Here is a 17,613-nt window from a genome sequence, read left to right as displayed (position 1 = left end):
TATTCTTTAGGTAATCGGTTACATGTTTGAGGAAAACATATATAGACAATCAAATTAATATATAAATTATTTTTTTTACTTAATAGGTAAACGGTTACATATATTTTATAGGGATGTTTGCTTTATATGGTACCGGTTTCATGAAGAGAGGTGACTTAGCTTGACTACCACAATAAGAGATGTTGCGAAATTATCGGGTGTATCTGTGGCAACAGTTTCAAGGGTTATAAATAAAAATGGATATGTTAGTGCGGAAACTGAAGCGAAGGTTCAAGAAGTAATGAAAAGATTGGATTATGAACCAAACCAACTTGCTAGGGGATTAACAGCAAAAAAAACGAAAACGATCGCTTTAATTGTACCGGATATTTTAAATCCCTTTTTCCCTGTTTTAGCAAGAGGGGTTGAGGATGTGACGAAGCTGCATGGATTTACGTTGATATTGTGCAATTCAGATGACTCAGGTGTTAAGGAGAAATCCTATATCGATATCCTCAGAAAAAAATATGTAGATGGAATGATTATTGCTTCAAATAATTTAGGGTTAAAGGAAATTAAGGATTTGGAACACTCCAATATACCATTGGTCGTATTGGATCGGGCGCAAGACATTGAAACAAATTGTGTGATACGGGTTGATAACTATGGTGGGGCAATAAAAGCAGTACAGCATCTGCTAGACGTAGGATGCAAAAAGATCGCTCATATATACGGTCCCTTGGAATATAGTACAGCCCGCGAACGGCTTGCGGGTTATGAGGACGTTGTGAAAAAGCAGCCTTGGTTTACACCCACTTTATTAGTACCCGGGGATTTCACAATTGACGGGGGAAAGAAGGCAACAGAGGACTTACTGCAACTACATCCGGATGTGGACGGCATTTTCTCAGGTAATGATCTAATGTCAATTGGAGTATTAAAACAATTACACAATTTAAATATCAAAGTCCCTGACCAAATTGCTGTTTGCGGCTTTGATGGTATAAACCTAACAGAAATTACCCAGCCGGAACTCACTACTGTAGCGCAGCCCATCTATGAGGCTGGAAAACTAGCAGCTGAGAATTTAATTGCCAGAATTAATAATACTAAAAAAGGGAACGAGGTAATAAATTTACCGGTTTCCCTCATTGTTAGAGATTCAACGAGAAAGAAGGTACAGGAGAAGAATGATATCTAAAATTGCAGTAGTTGGAAGCATTAATATGGATTTTGTTGTTCAAACGGACAGAATTCCGGTACAAGGGGAGACGCTCCTGGGAAAAGAAATAAGTTACTTACCCGGGGGGAAGGGAGCAAATCAGGCGGTAGCTGCCTCCAGACTTGGGGCTGAGGCTCGAATGATTGGGAGTGTTGGCAAGGATCTGTACGGCAAAGAGTTAATTTCATGCCTAAGCTCAAATGGAGTAGAGGTTTCGTCTATTAAGGAAATTGAAGGCTTGTCTACCGGAACAGCAATTATATTGTTAGCTAATGGGGAGAACAGCATTATTGTCATTCAAGGTGCAAATGAAAAATGTTTGCCGGAGGATATTGATCGTAACATTGATGTCTTAATGGAATCAGATATTGTTCTGATCCAAATGGAAATTCCTATGGAAACTGTCTGTCATACTGTTAAGATAGCAAATCTCTTAAATAAGACTGTTATTTTAAATCCCGCTCCTGCTCAGCATATTCCGGAAGATATTATGGCATGTGTGGACATCATTACACCAAATGAAACCGAGCTTGACATTCTTACAAGTAATTGGGCAGTGGGGAATGCTCTAGAAAGTAAAATGGACGCGCTGTTATCGAGGGGGGTTCGGAATGTAATCACCACGCTAGGTTCAGAAGGGGTTGCATATAAGGGTGATGGGCAAAGCTTCCAAAGGATACCGAGTTATAAGGTGCCGGTCAAGGATACAACCGGTGCAGGCGATGCATTTAATGCTGGGTTAGCCTATGCAATTGGCCAAGGCAAAACCATTTTAGACTCAATAGAATTTGCCAATAAAACAGCAGCATTGGCCATTGGGAAATCAGGTGCATTATTAGGTATGCCGAGCCTAACTGAGGTATTAAGCTTTCAAGAAAAAGGTTAGTAATCCTCAATAATTCGTTCCCTTTATTCACTAGTGATTTCAACTATATAAAACTATAAATCAATTAAATATTTAAGGAGAGTGTGTTACAAATGAAAATACTTTTTATCGGAGAATCTTGGATGGTTCATATGGTTCATGTAAAGGGGTACGATTCCTTTGAATCAACTAAATATGAGGAAGGTGCTACATACTTACTTAATTGTTTAAGAGATGCAAATGTAGAAGTAGATTATATGCCCGCTCACGAGGTCCAGGTACGCTTCCCAAAGAAACTAGAAGTGCTTCAGCAATATGATGCGATTGTTCTTAGTGATATTGGAGCGAACACATTCCTGCTGCAAAACTCTACATTCTACCAAATGGAGATTATTCCAAATGCATTAGAGTTGCTGAAGGAATATGTTGCTCTTGGCGGAGGCTTGTTGATGATCGGAGGTTATCTATCGTTCATGGGCATTGAAGGCAAGGCAAACTATAAGAATACAGTTCTTGCAGATGTCCTTCCTGTTGAAATGCTTGATAGAGATGACCGTGTAGAAATGCCGCAAGGAGTACGGGCTGAAACGATTAAAGAACATGCGATTACAAAGGGTATGGCAAATTGGCCAAACTTCCTAGGATACAACCAGTTTAAAGCGAAGGATGGAGCAGAGGTTCTCGTTAACATTCAAGAGGATCCCCTTCTTGTAGTGGGTGAATATGGCAATGGGAAAACAGCATGCTTTGCAAGTGATTGTGCACCGCATTGGGGACCAAAGGAATTCATGGAGTGGGAGCACTATCAGCCACTATGGGTCCGGATTTTAGAACATATCAAAAAATAAAAACAGTAAGTTGGTGATGGACATGACAGTGGAGGAAGTCGTTCGGGAAAATAAAGATGAATATATAGATTTTTTGTCAAAATTGGTGCAGACAGATACCCAGGTCATTGGACACGGGCTGCTAGGCGGGAATGAGAAGGCCGGGCAGGAAATCATTAAAGGGAAGCTATTGAATCTCGGTTTTGAAGTTGATGAATTTTTGGTGGAAGATGAAAAGATCAAAAAATATCCCGGAGCCAATTTAGGCCATAATAATGCTGATCGTCCCAATGTTGTCGGAACACTAAAAGGAGCAGGAGGTGGTAAATCCCTCATTTTAAATGGTCATATTGATACGATGCCTTATGGAGACCGAGAAAAATGGTCACATGACCCCTTTCTAGGACAGGTTCAGGATGATGTTCTATATGGACTTGGATCTACTGATATGAAAGCATCTTTAGCCGCAATGGTTATGGCGGCACAAACCATTAAAAAAATGGGCTATCAATTGAAAGGTGACTTAATCATCCAATCAGTAGTCGATGAGGAAGGTGGAGGCAACGGAACGCTTGCATGTGTAGAACGTGGTTATACGGCTGATGCTGCAATAGTCGGAGAACCCACTCAATTACATATACAGCCTGCACATATGGGTTTTCTGTTTCATGAGATTGTTGTAGAGGGCCACAGTCTTCATTCCAGTCAGCTTTGGGAAGGCGTTAACGCAATTGACAAGGCATTCAAGATTTATCAAGGATTAAAGGATCTAGAGCACCATTGGCTTATGACAGAGAGGCACCCGCTATTGCCAGGCCCTACAATCAATCTAGGAGAAATAAAAGGGGGGATAGCCGGGTCTGTTGTTCCAGGCTCTTGCACATTAAAAACATGTCTTCACTATCAGCCTAATCAATCTGAAACGTATGAACAAACGAGAGAACGTGTGAACAGAGAAGTGATTGAAGCAATAGAAAGAGTGGCTAAAGGGGATGAATGGTTAGAGAAGCATCCTCCTAAGGTGAGTGTCTATCAGGAGGGTTATCCTTTTGAAACACCGATTAATCATCCTCTTGTTGACGAAATGAAGAAAGTCATAGAGGAAGTGTTAGAGGAAGAGGCAGTGATTGAAGGGATGCCGGCAGGATGCGATGCTCGTTTGCTTGCTGGGTTTGCTGACATACCAACGATTATTATTGGTTGTGGTGATCCAAAGCAGTGTCATTGTGTGAATGAATCTGTACCAATTTCCCAATTTTTATCACTAATCGAGATTTATGTTCAATTCATCATTTCATGGTGTGGTGTAGAATCTATAGATTAAAAAACTACTAATTTATTTGGAGGGGAAAAAGTTATGAAAAAAACATTGTTTCTTATTTGTTTGTCCATGTTACTAGTTTTATCCGCTTGTAGCTCAGGGGAAAAAGCAAGCTCTGGTAAAAAGGATGATGGAAAAATAACGATTGGCGTTACAACAGCTACGCTTCGCCACCAATTCTTTATTGATATTGATAATGGAATGAAAAAGGCTGCAGAAGAAGCGGGAGTAGAATTGTTAGTTAATGATCCTAACCTGGATTTAGCAAAGCAAGTTTCTTCTATTGAAGATTATATGCAAAAGGGTGTAGACGCTCTAGTCGTTTTAGCTGTAGATAATGCTGGGGTTGTTCCTGTCGTTGAAGAGGCGAAGGAAAAGGGAATTCCGATTATTACCGCAGATGCAGTAGTAGAAAGTGAAAGTGTAGATACTTTCATTGGAACGGAGAACCTCGAAGCGGGTAAACAAATAGGGGAATATTTAAAGAAAGAGATCGAAGCGAAGGGAAAAGGTGTAAAGATCGCAGTTGTTACACATGAACAGTCTTTCGTTCAAAAACAAAGATTAGAAGGTTTTAAAGAAGTATTAAAGGATATGGGAAATGTAGAAATTCTAAATAGCCAGCCAGGTTACGATCGTCAAAAATCAATGGCAACTGTAGAAAATATTCTTCAAGCTAATCCAGATATTGATTATATTTACGCTACTGCAGAAAATAGTGTGCTAGGTGCGTTGGCTGCACTAGAATCAGCGAACAACAAGCATACAAAAATCGTTGGTTTTGACGTAACAGAAGAGGCAGCAGAAGGAGTTCGCAGTGACTATATTCTAGCTATGATTCAGCAGCAGCCTTTCAAAATTGGTGAAGAGTCCATTAAAGCTGCTCTTGAGGCTATTAATGGAAAAGAACTAGATAAAAATATTAGTGTGCCAGTAATTTTAATAGATAAATCAAATGTAGACGAACATTTCAAAAAGTAGAACAGGGAGATTTTCTCCCTGTTTTCTCACCAAACCAAGGGGGGAGTATGTAAGTGAACTCACCAATCATAGAACTGGAGAATATTACTAAGGAATTTTCCGGTGTGAAAGCACTTAAAGGTGTATCTCTGACTGTTTATCCTGGAAGTGTTCATGCGCTTGTTGGAGAGAATGGAGCAGGCAAGTCTACCTTAATGAAGATTCTAACAGGCGCCTATTCAAAAACGAGTGGGGAAATTCGATATAAAGGTGAAATCATTGACAATATGGATCCTAAGGCTTCAAAGAAAATCGGGATTCATTGTATATACCAAGAATTAAACGTAGCCAATTTCTTAACGATTGCCGAAAATGTCTTTCTCGGCAGTCAGCCAACTAAAAAAATGGGTTTTATTAATTGGAATTACATGAATGATAAGGCAGCGGAAATTTTTAAATCGCTTCAAATTAATCTTAATCCGAAACAATTGGCAAAAGAAATTAGTATTGCACAAAAACAGATGATTGAAATTGCTCGTGCGATTTCTCAAGAAGCCAAAATACTGATAATGGATGAACCTACTTCATCATTATCTGAAAGAGAAACAGAAATTCTGCTGTCTTTAGTAACCGAACTCAAAAATAAAGGTGTAAGCATCTTGTATATATCCCATAGAATGGATGAGATTTTCAAAGTTTGTGATACTGTTACTGTTTTAAGAGATGGTACTCATATTAAAACCTTGCCAATGAGTGAGGTCAAGGATGTAGACCAACTCGTTGAATTGATGGTTAATCGAAAGATGGATGATTATTTTAATAAAGAGGAAGTTCCTATCGGAAAGCCTGTATTAAAGGTGCAAAACCTTTCAAAATCAGGAGTACTTAAAGATATTAACTTTGAATTACGAAGTGGTGAAATTCTAGGAGTCGCCGGTTTGGTAGGCTCAGGAAGGACAGAAATCGCCCAGGCGCTATTCGGCCTGTTAAAAATAGATACGGGTGAAATACTGATCGACAATCAATTAACAAAAATTAATAATCCAAGCGATGCCATCAAAATGGGGATAGGGTTTGTTACAGAGAACCGCAAAGAAACAGGGCTGATTCTAAAGCAAACTGTAAGGGATAATATATCCCTTCCGAACTTAGGCAAGTTTACAAAGGGCCTCCTTATTAATAAAAAGACAGAAAAGGCAGTTTCAGAAGATTATAAACAAAAGTTAAATATTAAGGCTAGGACAATAGAACAGAAAGTGTCTACGTTAAGTGGTGGAAATCAGCAGAAGGCGATTATTGCTCGCTGGATGATCCAAGAACCAAGAATCCTTATACTAGACGAACCATGCCGTGGGGTTGATGTAGGTGCAAAGGCAGAAATCTTTGCCCAAATTAGTAATCTTGCAAAGCAGGGAGTCGGGATTATCATGATTTCTTCTGAGCTATCAGAGATCATTGGCATGAGTGATCGCACAATTGTCATGAGAGAAGGGGCAATTGCTGGCGAACTTAACAAAGAACAAATAACGTCAGATAACATATTAAAATTAGCCTTTGGAGGTGGAATAGGTGCTTAATAATACATCAACAAACATGAACTTGGATCAAAACACACAGAAAACAAGCTGGAAACAAAAGCTTTATGTTCTCTTCGATAAGGGAAGTACGACTATCGGTTTAGCTTTGCTTATCATCATTATGTCTATTATTACAACTGACTTTTTGACAGTCGATAATTTGCTTAATGTCATGCGTCAATCCGCCGTATTATGTATTATGGCTGTAGCAATGACCTTCATTATTATTACGGGAGGAATTGATTTAAGTGCAGGGTCTCAGCTGGCTGTAAGTGGTGTAGTAGTGAGCGGACTCATTGTTTCTGGTGTACCGATTCCACTTGCCATTCTTATTACTATATTAGTAGGCGGGCTAATTGGACTCTTTATGGGAACTGTTATATCTAGGCAGAATATTCCACCGTTTATTGTTACTTTAGCGATGACAACCATTTTAAGCGGTATTGCTTTTGTATATACAGCAGGGACCCCGGTTGTTATTACTGATGCGGGATTCCGAGAAATTGGGCGCGGGTATCTTGGCCCCATTCCAACAGCGATTATTATCATGATTATTGTAGCCATTCTTGGACATGTTTTGTTATCACATACTCGTTTTGGCAGAAATGTTTATTCGATTGGTGACAATGAAGAGGCTGCCAGATTATGCGGTATTAATGTGAAATGGGTGAAGACGGGTGTTTATGTTTTGGGAGGAGCTGTTACCGCAATCGCTGGTATCGTTCTTGCTTCTCGTTTATCCTCAGGTTCACCAAATGCAGGTACAGGATCTGAATTAGATGCAATCGCTGCTGTTGTATTAGGCGGGACTAACCTGTTCGGGGGCGAAGGAAAAATAGCGGGAACCTTAATGGGTGTAGCGATTATTTCTATTCTGAACAATGGATTAAATTTATTAAATGTTTCTTCCTATAATCAATTAATGATTAAAGGTGTCGTAATCTTATTAGCAGTATGGCTTAATTCCATTAAAGCAAGAAAAAATGCGAGTGTGTAGGTGATATTAATGAGTGGTGGTATTTTTCCAGAAAAGAAACATGTATTAGAAAATTTATTTAATGTACGAAAACCAATTATAGGTATGGTTCATTTGAAACCGCTGCCTGGGGCTCCCCATTACAAAGGCGAAAGTATGGATGAAATCATCGAGTTTGCTCTTGAGGATGTTCGCCGTATGGAAGAGGGCGGAGTAGACGGATTACAAATAGAAAATGCATGGGATCTCCCTTTTCCGAAGCCCGAGGATTTCAGTTTTGAAACGGTTGCAGCCATGACTGCAGTAGGGGTTGAAATTCGTAAAGCATCTAAGCTGCCGCTTGGTGTAAACTGCTTAGCTAATGCAGTCGTCCCAGCTATTGCGATCGCCAAAGCATGTGATGCTAAATGGGTTAGATCGAATCAATGGGTTAATGCTTACGTGGCTAACGAAGGAATCGTTGAAGGGGCCTCAGCAAAAGCCATGAGATATAAGTCAAATCTCTTCGGTGATGATATAAAGGTTATGGCCGATGTTCATGTAAAGCATGGTAGTCATTCCATCGTTGCTGACCGCAGCTTGGCAGAACAAACACGGGATAACGAATTCTTTGATGCTGATATTTTAATTGCTACTGGAAACCGAACTGGGGATGAAACTTCACTAGATGAACTCATTGGTATTAAGGAGTCTGCTAGTTTATCAGTTATTATTGGAAGTGGAATGACGACTGACAATGCCAAGAAGATTCTATCTATTGCGGATGGCGCGATTGTAGGAAGTTTCCTTAAGGAAAACGGAAACTGGTGGGAAAGGGTAGACATCGAAAGAGTCAAACAGTTTATGGATCAAGTAAACTCACTCCGGTAGAATAGGGAGTCTTTAACATGGTAAAAGTTGCGGTACATGGATTTATTAATGTGGATTTAATCGGACTGATTGATGGATTTGCAGACATTGATCAAGAAATGGAAGGCAAGGAATTACAAATAGCCCCAGGTGGATCGGCAGCAAATGTTGCTGTCGGTCTTTCGCGTTTAGGGGAAGAAGTTTATTTCTTAGGGGCAGTCGGTGAAGAATCCTATACTTCTTTTCTATTAAATAGTCTCGAAAAGGTCAAACTTGACTATATTCAAAGAATACAAGGAAAGACCTCAGGTACTGTTATGGTGCTAGTAAACAATTCGGGATTAAGAACGATGTATACTTTTCCAGGGGCAAACTCTCATTATGATGCCGATCTGGTCCCAAAGGCATTTTATGGAAATATTAGTTTATTGCATATAAGCAGTCCTCTTATACATCTAGCACCCTCGCTATTTAGACGGAAAGAAACTTGTCCCGATCTACAAATTTCTTTTGATCCTAGTACTTTATTGACAAAGAAAGGGTTGTCGTTTTTGGAGCCATTGTTGTCAAAAACAGATATTTTATTCGTCAACCGCTCCGAATTAAATGATATGTTTCCGAATCGAGATCTGGATCAATCTATCCAGTCGCTCCACGCTTTAGGAGTGGGCAAAATATTTGTTAAATTAGGAAAAGAGGGTGCACTGTCTAGTTTTATCACTGAAGGAAGCAGCTATCATCAGCTTGTCCTGCCATCAATAAAGGTTAATCCAGTTGATTCAACTGGTGCAGGTGATGCCTTTGCTGTAGGTGCCCTATATGGAATCATTCGAAATTGGTCGCAAGAAGAGATCTTACGGGCGGGGATTCAACTGGGGGCTAGTGCCGTTTCTGAAGTTGGTGCAAGAAAAGGTCTGCCGCATTTTCTAGAGAGGGAAGTGTAGCTAATATGGATATCCAAAAGGTATTTAAATATGTTGACAAAGATGATGCTATCCAGTTTTTAAAGTCATTAATCCAGATCAATACGATTAATCCTCCAGGCGGGGAAAAGGCACTTGCGGATAAAATTAGTCAGCGGCTTGAAAATACTGGTTTAATGGTACAGGCAGATATAGTAGAAAAAGATAGGGAAAATTTAATTGTTTCATATAGCAATGCAGAAATTTCACCTGACGATTCAAAAAGGCTGATATTCAGTGGACATTTCGATATCGTCCCAGTCGGGAATGTAGAATGGACCTATCCGGTGTTTGAAGGAAGACAGGACGGTGAGCGGATATATGGCCGGGGCTCATCAGATATGAAAAGTGGTGTAGCCGCCATGATCATCGCAATGGAATGTATCGAAAAAGCAGGAATTAAATTGAATGGTATCCTTCAATTTGTAGGTACTGTCGGGGAAGAAGTAGATTGTCTAGGTTCTAAAACTGTTGTCAAAAAAGGTCAAATTGATCAAGCTTCGGCGATTGTTATTAGCGAACCTACTTCAAATCAACCCGTTATTGCACACAAAGGTGTATTGTGGTTGAAAATCTCTATGTTTGGAAAAACAGCCCACGGTTCAATGCCTTTGGAAGGAATTAATGCAATATTGGCAATGAACCAATTTATGAACGAATTGAATAATTACATTCTCCAATATGATGAACATGAAATATTAGGAGGCTCCACGTTGAATATTGGAATGATCAATGGGGGCGTTGGGACGAATGTCGTTCCAGACGAATGTTCCATCACCATTGATATTCGAACTGTGCCAGGACAATCGCATACAGAAATTACGGAGAATATCAAACAGCTGGCACAAAAGGTATCTGAAAAAATGAATGTGTCGTTTGGAATAGAGGTACTGAATGATATGGGCTGTGTCTATACTCCTGCAGACGATCCTTTTATTGAATTAGGGATTAAAACAGCTCAAAGCTTGAATAGTAAGGAAGATCTAAAGCCGGGCGGGGTTAACTATTATACTGATGGATCTATTTACAAGGCACACCTGCCCGAAGTTCCTATATTAATTTATGGACCGGGAGAACCTAAACAAGCCCACCAGCCTGATGAATGGGTTGAAATTCAAAAATATCTCGACTCCATTCAATATTACATTGCCCTAGCCATTGATTATCTAGGGGTCCAAGAGGGTACAAATAGTGCCTTGGACTCTGACGGAGACTAAGAAGGAGAGGATAAGCTTTGGAACTAAAAGTTGTTGTGATCACAGGTGCCGGCAGCGGACTAGGTGCTTCTCTGGCTATAAAATATTCTAATATGGGCTGCCATGTATGTTTAATAGGAAGAAGAACTTCCAAACTTGAAGAAACCGCTAAACAATTAACTAACAGCTACTCTATTTACGAGCTGGACGTGACGTCCAAAAGTGCGGTAGAAAAGGTAATGCGGTCCATTAAGGAAGAAGTGGGCCCCGTTGATTTATTAATCAATAATGCTGGCCTCGGTGTATTTGATTTGGCAGAAAATATATCAGAAGAACATGTGCATGGCATGATTGATATAAATTTAAAGGGAACGATTTTCTGCACACAAGCAGTCCTGCCAAGTATGAAAGAACGTAACCAAGGCATCATTGTAAATGTCGTGTCAACGGCTGGAATTGAAGGAAAAGTCACCGAGTCCGTCTATTGTGCGAGTAAATTCGGTGTACGGGGATTCACAGAAAGCCTTAACCTTGAACTAAATGACACTGGCATTCGGGTGTTCGGTGCCTATATGGGCGGAATGAAATCACCATTCTGGGACGGCATTTTCACAGAAGAGAAAATAAAGGACTTCATGGATCCAGACGATATAGCGGATATCATCATTGATAACGCTAAGCTTCGAAAAAATCTGATTGTAACGGAAGTTGTTATTAAAAATAAAATTTAGTGGGCTGTTTAGTGTGGAGTGGGTTTTATTATTTCATACTAAGGTAAGTGGCTGGCTTCTTCGACCTGATTGACGTGATTGAGGATGAAGGAATCATAGGTGAATTATACGCAGCTTACCAAGAAAGCATTAGAAAAGGTGCGAGCTTCCTTGCACAAGAAAAGGAAATGATTGAGTTCTTCAAAAAGGCAGATGAATATGCAAATGCTGAAGATGTAGAGGGGATGATGAGCTTATACAGCGAACAATTCCCTGACTATGCAAATCTTAAAGAAGAACTAGAACCAACTTTTAAAGATTTTGATGTAAAATACGAAACGACAGTGCTTGAGGTTCAATATTTTATTGACGGAACAGCCATCGTTATTCAAGATGAAATGGCCACTATCGATCAAGTGGAAGAACTTAAAAATACTTACGTCTATTATTTGGAAAAAGATGAGACTGGAAACTGGAAATTAGTTGATATTTTAGATGTGCAATAAAACAGGGGCTAGAGTGCCGACCCAGCATCGCCCTATACAAAATAAAAATAGAAGATGCAATAGAGATGATTAATAAAATTATGCAGGTTTTAAAGAAAGAGGTAACTCCCTTCACTAAACTGAAGGGAGTTACCTCTTTTTTTCAACTTATACTATAGTCAGTGAACGAATTCTAATTAACAATAAGGACTATAGTATTATTCTAAACTTTTTGTTTCATTCTTTTATCCTATGTATTACGATATCAATAGGTAAATATAGGAGGGAATGGAATGAGTTTCTTGTACGATGCCCGTCGGTTTATTGGACGAACAGCCGTAAATCTCGAATGCAGTGATTTTTTTGGCGAGATTGGCGAAGGGGCCAAACAAGCTACGGTCGCGACAGTTCGTACAGTAGGGGATCTAGCGGCAGGTGTTTCCAAAACAGTCGCTGGAATGGCCACTAACAATGAGAGTTTGCGCCGGTCTGGAGTTAAGGGTTTATCCCATGTGATGGAGTATACCGCTAATAGAATAGAAAAGGCTGTCGTCCAAACTGCTGTAAATTCCAAGGATTTTTATCTTGGCTTGGTTGATGGGGATCGTCAGAGAATGCTGAAAGGCGGAAGAGAACTGGCCAAGAAGGTAATCATTGGCGGTGTTGCTATTACGGTGTTTGAGTTAGCGGATAGTCCTAATTCTGTTCAGGCAGATGAGGTTAAGGATGAATCTCCATTTAGGCAGGAAAACCAGATCGAAAATATTGGAGTTTTTCAGGGTAATGAAGAATCCTATCTCCATACACCTCCAGGCGGAGAAAATGAATACTTTATTGAAACGGTCAACTCCAGTTTAGAGGGGGACTTCCATGAGGTATCAGGAGTTTATTTTTCAGCGGAAACCGTTGAGTTGCCGAATGGAGACTTTGTGTCCGGCGTCTATCCCGACTTTCAGGAACAAGCAGCCGTAGTGATTCCTGAATCCATATACTTTGAAAGTGACTATGTTCAATTTGAGGCTGCTAACCAGGTGCTGGCCAGCAAAATCGCTTTGAGCCCAGAACTTGGGAATCCTTTCAATTCTGAACAGCTAGAACAGATCCAGGCGGGCGAAACACCGGATGGATATGTATGGCATCATCATCAGGAACCTGGGAGGCTAGAGCTAGTTGAGGAAGAAGTTCATGCCATGACAGGGCATACCGGCGGACGCTTTATTTGGGGCGGAGGAACAGAATACCGATAAAGGGGCTTAAGGATGCTACTAAACTGGAAATATATCAAAACACCATTAAAGGTAGAAGACATTACAAAAATTGAAACCACTTTTCATATCCAGCTCCCGATAACATATAAAAAGATTCTCTGCAAATATCACGGAGGCAGACCGGATAAAAAAATGTTCAAACCTATAATCGGAAAAGAGCGTACATTAAAATCGTTTCTGCCAATATCCAGTGATTACAAGGTAAATCTTTTCAATGTAAAGGAGTGGCTCGGTCTTCCAGACGATGTCATTCCTTTTGCCAATCTTCCTTCAGGAGATTATCTTTGTCTAGACTACCGAAACTCAGCGGACCCAAATGTTGTCTTGTTACACCATGAAATAGATGCATTTGAATTGGTCTCCAATACTTTTGACCAATTTATATCTTCATTATACTAATCTGTCATAGAAGGAGAAAAGGGTACCATGGAATTGAAATCATCCTATTTACACATACTCACAGAATTAAAGGAAGTCAGAGATAAGCATCACATATCTCATGATTTATTTTTAGCGATAGAAAAAACAGAAAAAGAGATCAACAGTTTTATCGTGAAAATCCCCGTGATTGGTGGCTTTAATGCAGGAAAAAGCTCTCTGATTAATGCTTTTTTACATGAAAATGTCCTTCCGGTAGAAATTACTCCGGAAACAGCCATTGCGGCAGAAATTAAGTATGGGGATAACAAGGTAGTGGCCCATAAATTAGACGGCGAAACACAAACCTTTCCGCTGGAGCAAATCCGGCAGATTGATGCCAATACTTATAAATACATAGAAGTTTATATGGAGAATAAGCAGATTCACCAGCTTGGAGATATGGTGCTTGTTGATATGCCGGGCTTCGACTCCGGAATAGCTGAGCACAATAAAGCAATCTTTCAATATTTGAAAGAAGGAGTCGTTTTTATTATCGTGGTAGATTGTGAAGACGGTTCTGTTAAATCCAGTGTCTTGAATTTTTTATACGAACTGGATCTTTATCAACTGAACTACGCGGTCATAGTGAATAAAATCGACCAAAAACCCATGAATGAAATTAGTGAAATTGTGGGCGGCATCAAGAATGTGATTGCCTCTATTTCTGACGGGGTGATCGTGGAGACAGCTTCTGCCAGGATGGAAGGCGGAAATGATGGGTTTGTAAAAGCGGTTCACAGCTTTGATAAGGAAGCCATTTTTAAGAAGAAGTTTCAAGTGGAGCTTGTCCAGCTTCTATCGCGTGTAAAAATGAATTTGGAAGTTCTTCTTCGAAATTCAGATTCAGATGCCGATGAAATTAAAAAGCGTATTCGTGATATTGAGAAAAAGATGAAGGGTCTCGATGAAAAATTAAAGCAGGAAGAAGTCCGAATTCAGCATAAAATTCGCAATGAAGTAAAAAGCAATATTCTGCGAGACGTACAAGCTGTTTTATATAACGAATCATCTTCCTTGGCATTGAGTGCAAAGGCGGGCAGTGAAAGCTTCAACCAAAAGGTGAATGAGTTGATAAGGCCGGTGCTGGTGATGTCGACTAACAAGCAGCTTGAACTTACCTTTTCGGAGCTGGTGGCTAAAATGTCAGGGGAGCTAGTAGATGTTTCACAGGTTGCTCAAGGTGTAACGAAAGCAGGCAAGGCTTTGGAAGGAACCATTGCCAGAGTACAGGATGGCCTTGAAAAGCTTGCTGAAAGGGAAGATCTTGAGGGTTTCCTGAAAAAATACGAAAAGCTCTATAAAGTGTCAGTGGGAAGTCTGGCCATTGTGACAGGTGTTGTCGCCCCTTGGCTGGAGCTCATCATCTTCTTCTTGCCAGATATATTAAAAGTCTTTGGTATTGGCAGTGAAGAGCGTCAGCTAGAAAAGATCAAAGAGCAGCTTGAAGCAAATGTTATTCCTAATATTATTGATAAAATAGGCGCTAATATTGATGGAAATCTAGAGAGCGTTAAGGAGAACTTCCTTCAGGAGCTTAAGAAGGAAGTCGAGGCTGAAATGCAAAATCTCGCTGAAGCTCTAAAATTGTCCATTGATATGAAAGAGAAAAAGGAAAACGAATTCGCAGCCTATATCGACTTTTTAAAAGCAGATATTGCGAGGCTTGAAAAGCTTAGAGAAAACATCCAATAGGGAGGACAGTACACGATGCAGCTGCATGAAGAAACCATCAATATGTTCAAAAATATCAGTGGGAAATATACACAGCAAAATGATTTGATTTCAGATGGCTTGCAAACCGAGTTACAGCTGTTTGTTTCTCACTTTAAGGATAAAATGGAAGGCATTGTTCAAAATGAAAAAATATTAAAAATCGGGATTGTTGGGGAGGTAAAGGCAGGTAAATCTTCATTTTTGAATGCTCTGCTTTTTGAGGGGAAAAAGATACTGCCTGAGGCACCCACCCCCATGACAGCTGCTTTGACTAAGATTTCATATGCTGCTGAGCTAAAAGCAGAGGTCTTTTTTTACAGTAGAAAAGATTGGGAAATGATCGAGGAATTATCCCATCAATATGATTTGGAATATCAGAAGCTGAAGGAAGAGCTGATTTCTCGAAAAAGAGAGCAATCTGAAAATCCGTTTTCTTCCTTAAGCTTTTCAAAAGGAGACAAATCAGCAAAGGCTCGAATATCTGAGGAAGAAATCAGGCTATATGTAAATGAGCGGGTTTCTGAGGAGAAAAAGGGCTGCAAGGAATTAACGAATCTTGTTGTGGAAAATGACATTAAGCTTGAGGAATATCTTGATTCTGCCCAAACGATCAAAGGTGTTGAAACGATTGGTGACCTAACCGACAAGCTTGGCTATTTTGTCGGTGCGGAAGGGGTCCTGACACCCATTGTCAAAAGTACAAATATTTATTTAAACCTTCCGGGTTTGAAGGACCTGGAAGTCATTGATACTCCCGGAACGAATGATCCGATCGTATCAAGGGGGTTGGTTACGAGGAAATATCTTGCCCAATGTGACGCCATTTTTCTATTAAGTTATGCCGGCCAGTTCATGAAAAATCAGGATGTGGAATTCCTCGTTAATACGTTGCCTACAGAAGGAATTCGCAAAGGGATTATCATTGGCAGCAAATTTGATGCAGCCCTGCTGAACCTTGAGCCAGGGGGCGACTTAGTACAGGCATTGAGAATGCTTCAGGGAAAGCTGACGAATTATGCTAATCAGGTCATCAATGAAGAATTGAAAAAAAATCCAGGTAATATAACACTTCGGTCATTGCAGGAGTATTTGCCTCCTCAATTTATTTCTTCCCTTGCTTACAGCATTGCGCAAAAAAAGGGCAAGGACTTAAATGAGCTGGAAAGCCATATTCTGCATCGTCTTAAAGTGACCTTCCCGAATAGGGAGTTTACGCCTGAACTATTCTCGCAGCTTGCCAATATAGAGCGAATCAAGAAAAAAGAGTTCAAGACAATCGTGTCGCAGAAGGATGAAATCTTGAAGCATAAGCTGATGGATACGATTACCGGCCAGTCAAATAAATTCAGGCAACTGATTGAATCCATTCATGCTGAAGCGGCATCCAGGCTGGATAACCTGTCAAATTTCGATAAAAAGCAGCTTCAGGAAAAATTTGATGAGTTAATGAGCAAGCTGAATGGGTCAAAAAGTAATGTCCAATATATTTTTGAAAATGAAAAGATTGAGATTGAGAAAAAGATTCTCCATTTGCAGCAGGAACTCGCGGAAGCCCAGAACAGCTACAATAAAGTAGATGTTTCCTATGAAAGGAAGCAGGAATATTCGCATTCCTCTGGCTGGTGGCTATGGAAAAAAGATGTCTATTCAAATGTGACGTATCATTATGCGAACGTCAACCAGGTCATTGATAATGTTCGAAATTATATTGTTTCGATTCAAAGGGGTGTCATTGATTCGTTCAATGAAATTGTTGACAGCAGGGCGTTGAGAAATGATTTGAAAAAGGCAATTCTAGGCTTGTTTGACCTGAAGGACAGCAAGTTTAATGAAAATGAAATCCTGAATCCAATCGAGATTTTAATGAGGAGCCTTACGATTCCGCAAATTAAGCTCGATTATACGAAGTATGAAAAAATGATTTCGGATACATTTGCCGCCAGTGTCGTCCAAAATGATCAAATTCACAAGCTTGTGAAAAAGCAGGAAGAAGTCATGGGGGCTGTGATTAAAGATATCCAGGCGTTGCTGGAACAGGAAAAGCTGGCCATTAAGGGAGTTCTCACAAAAGAGGGGCAGGAATTTACCGGAAAAATTGCCAAAAGCATTGGGGATACCCTTGTTGAGCTGCAGCAGCAGCTGGAATCCCGTGAAATGTATATTCAGGCATACAAAGAGCTGCTTGCTGATGTGGAACAGGAACTTGCTGTATTAAAAATTGATTTCACTGCAAACGCAGAGGCTGCCGCAGGTGTTGAATAATTAATCTTTTTCCCCGGTGGT

16 protein-coding genes are annotated in these 17,613 nt (G+C 40.0%); all 16 read left to right on the top strand.

Annotation, left to right across the window (positions count from 1 at the left end; translation table 11 throughout):
• Positions 1-160 precede the first annotated feature (160 nt).
• The 16 genes from V7164_RS03975 (at position 161) to V7164_RS03900 (ending at position 17,592) form a co-directional block, all read left to right on the top strand.
• Complete coding sequence (locus tag V7164_RS03975) at positions 161-1,180, top strand: LacI family DNA-binding transcriptional regulator (RefSeq protein WP_335353450.1); 1,020 nt, start codon at positions 161-163, stop codon at positions 1,178-1,180.
• Positions 1,170-2,087: a ribokinase gene (gene rbsK, locus V7164_RS03970; RefSeq protein WP_335353449.1), complete on the top strand. Its 918-nt coding sequence runs from the start codon at positions 1,170-1,172 to the stop codon at positions 2,085-2,087. Before V7164_RS03975 ends, rbsK begins: the two co-directional genes overlap by 11 nt.
• Before the next feature lie 92 nt (positions 2,088-2,179).
• Complete coding sequence (locus V7164_RS03965) at positions 2,180-2,914, top strand: glutamine amidotransferase (protein WP_335353448.1); 735 nt, start codon at positions 2,180-2,182, stop codon at positions 2,912-2,914.
• 22 nt (positions 2,915-2,936) lie between these two features.
• Positions 2,937-4,217, top strand: coding sequence for a M20 family metallopeptidase (locus tag V7164_RS03960; RefSeq protein ID WP_335353447.1), 1,281 nt, complete (start codon positions 2,937-2,939; stop codon positions 4,215-4,217).
• Positions 4,218-4,250: 33 nt separating this feature from the next.
• A complete protein-coding gene (locus tag V7164_RS03955) occupies positions 4,251-5,195 on the top strand; it encodes a substrate-binding domain-containing protein (protein WP_335344078.1) in 945 nt (314 codons plus the stop codon).
• A gap of 53 nt (positions 5,196-5,248) precedes the next feature.
• Positions 5,249-6,751 carry a sugar ABC transporter ATP-binding protein gene (locus V7164_RS03950; RefSeq protein WP_335353446.1) on the top strand — a complete coding sequence of 501 codons (1,503 nt, stop codon included), beginning with the start codon at positions 5,249-5,251 and terminating at the stop codon, positions 6,749-6,751.
• Positions 6,744-7,748, top strand: coding sequence for an ABC transporter permease (locus tag V7164_RS03945; protein WP_335353445.1), 1,005 nt, complete (start codon positions 6,744-6,746; stop codon positions 7,746-7,748). Before V7164_RS03950 ends, V7164_RS03945 begins: the two co-directional genes overlap by 8 nt.
• A 9-nt stretch (positions 7,749-7,757) precedes the next feature.
• A complete protein-coding gene (locus V7164_RS03940) occupies positions 7,758-8,597 on the top strand; it encodes a BtpA/SgcQ family protein (RefSeq protein ID WP_335353444.1) in 840 nt (279 codons plus the stop codon).
• 17 nt (positions 8,598-8,614) lie between these two features.
• Positions 8,615-9,520 (top strand): carbohydrate kinase family protein, encoded by a 906-nt coding sequence (locus V7164_RS03935; RefSeq protein ID WP_335353443.1) that lies wholly within the window; start codon positions 8,615-8,617, stop codon positions 9,518-9,520.
• Positions 9,521-9,525: 5 nt separating this feature from the next.
• The gene (locus tag V7164_RS03930; protein WP_335353442.1) at positions 9,526-10,755 is read left to right on the top strand and encodes a M20 family metallopeptidase; all 1,230 of its coding nucleotides are present in this window, start codon (positions 9,526-9,528) and stop codon (positions 10,753-10,755) included.
• 17 nt (positions 10,756-10,772) lie between these two features.
• Entirely contained in the window at positions 10,773-11,465 is a 693-nt protein-coding gene (locus tag V7164_RS03925) for an SDR family oxidoreductase (protein ID WP_335353441.1), read from the top strand.
• Positions 11,466-11,512: 47 nt separating this feature from the next.
• Positions 11,513-11,950: a hypothetical protein gene (locus V7164_RS03920; protein ID WP_335353440.1), complete on the top strand. Its 438-nt coding sequence runs from the start codon at positions 11,513-11,515 to the stop codon at positions 11,948-11,950.
• A gap of 272 nt (positions 11,951-12,222) precedes the next feature.
• Entirely contained in the window at positions 12,223-13,176 is a 954-nt protein-coding gene (locus V7164_RS03915) for an HNH endonuclease (protein WP_335353439.1), read from the top strand.
• Positions 13,177-13,188: 12 nt separating this feature from the next.
• Entirely contained in the window at positions 13,189-13,596 is a 408-nt protein-coding gene (locus V7164_RS03910; RefSeq protein ID WP_335353438.1) for an SMI1/KNR4 family protein, read from the top strand.
• 27 nt (positions 13,597-13,623) lie between these two features.
• The gene (locus tag V7164_RS03905; RefSeq protein ID WP_335353437.1) at positions 13,624-15,309 is read left to right on the top strand and encodes a dynamin family protein; all 1,686 of its coding nucleotides are present in this window, start codon (positions 13,624-13,626) and stop codon (positions 15,307-15,309) included.
• 15 nt (positions 15,310-15,324) lie between these two features.
• Positions 15,325-17,592 (top strand): dynamin family protein, encoded by a 2,268-nt coding sequence (locus V7164_RS03900; RefSeq protein ID WP_335353436.1) that lies wholly within the window; start codon positions 15,325-15,327, stop codon positions 17,590-17,592.
• The last annotated feature ends 21 nt before the right edge of the window (positions 17,593-17,613 follow it).

Source organism: Bacillus sp. JJ1474 (assembly GCF_036965225.1).
GTDB lineage: Bacteria > Bacillota > Bacilli > Bacillales > Cytobacillaceae > Cytobacillus.
This window is presented reverse-complemented; position numbering and strand designations above follow the sequence as displayed.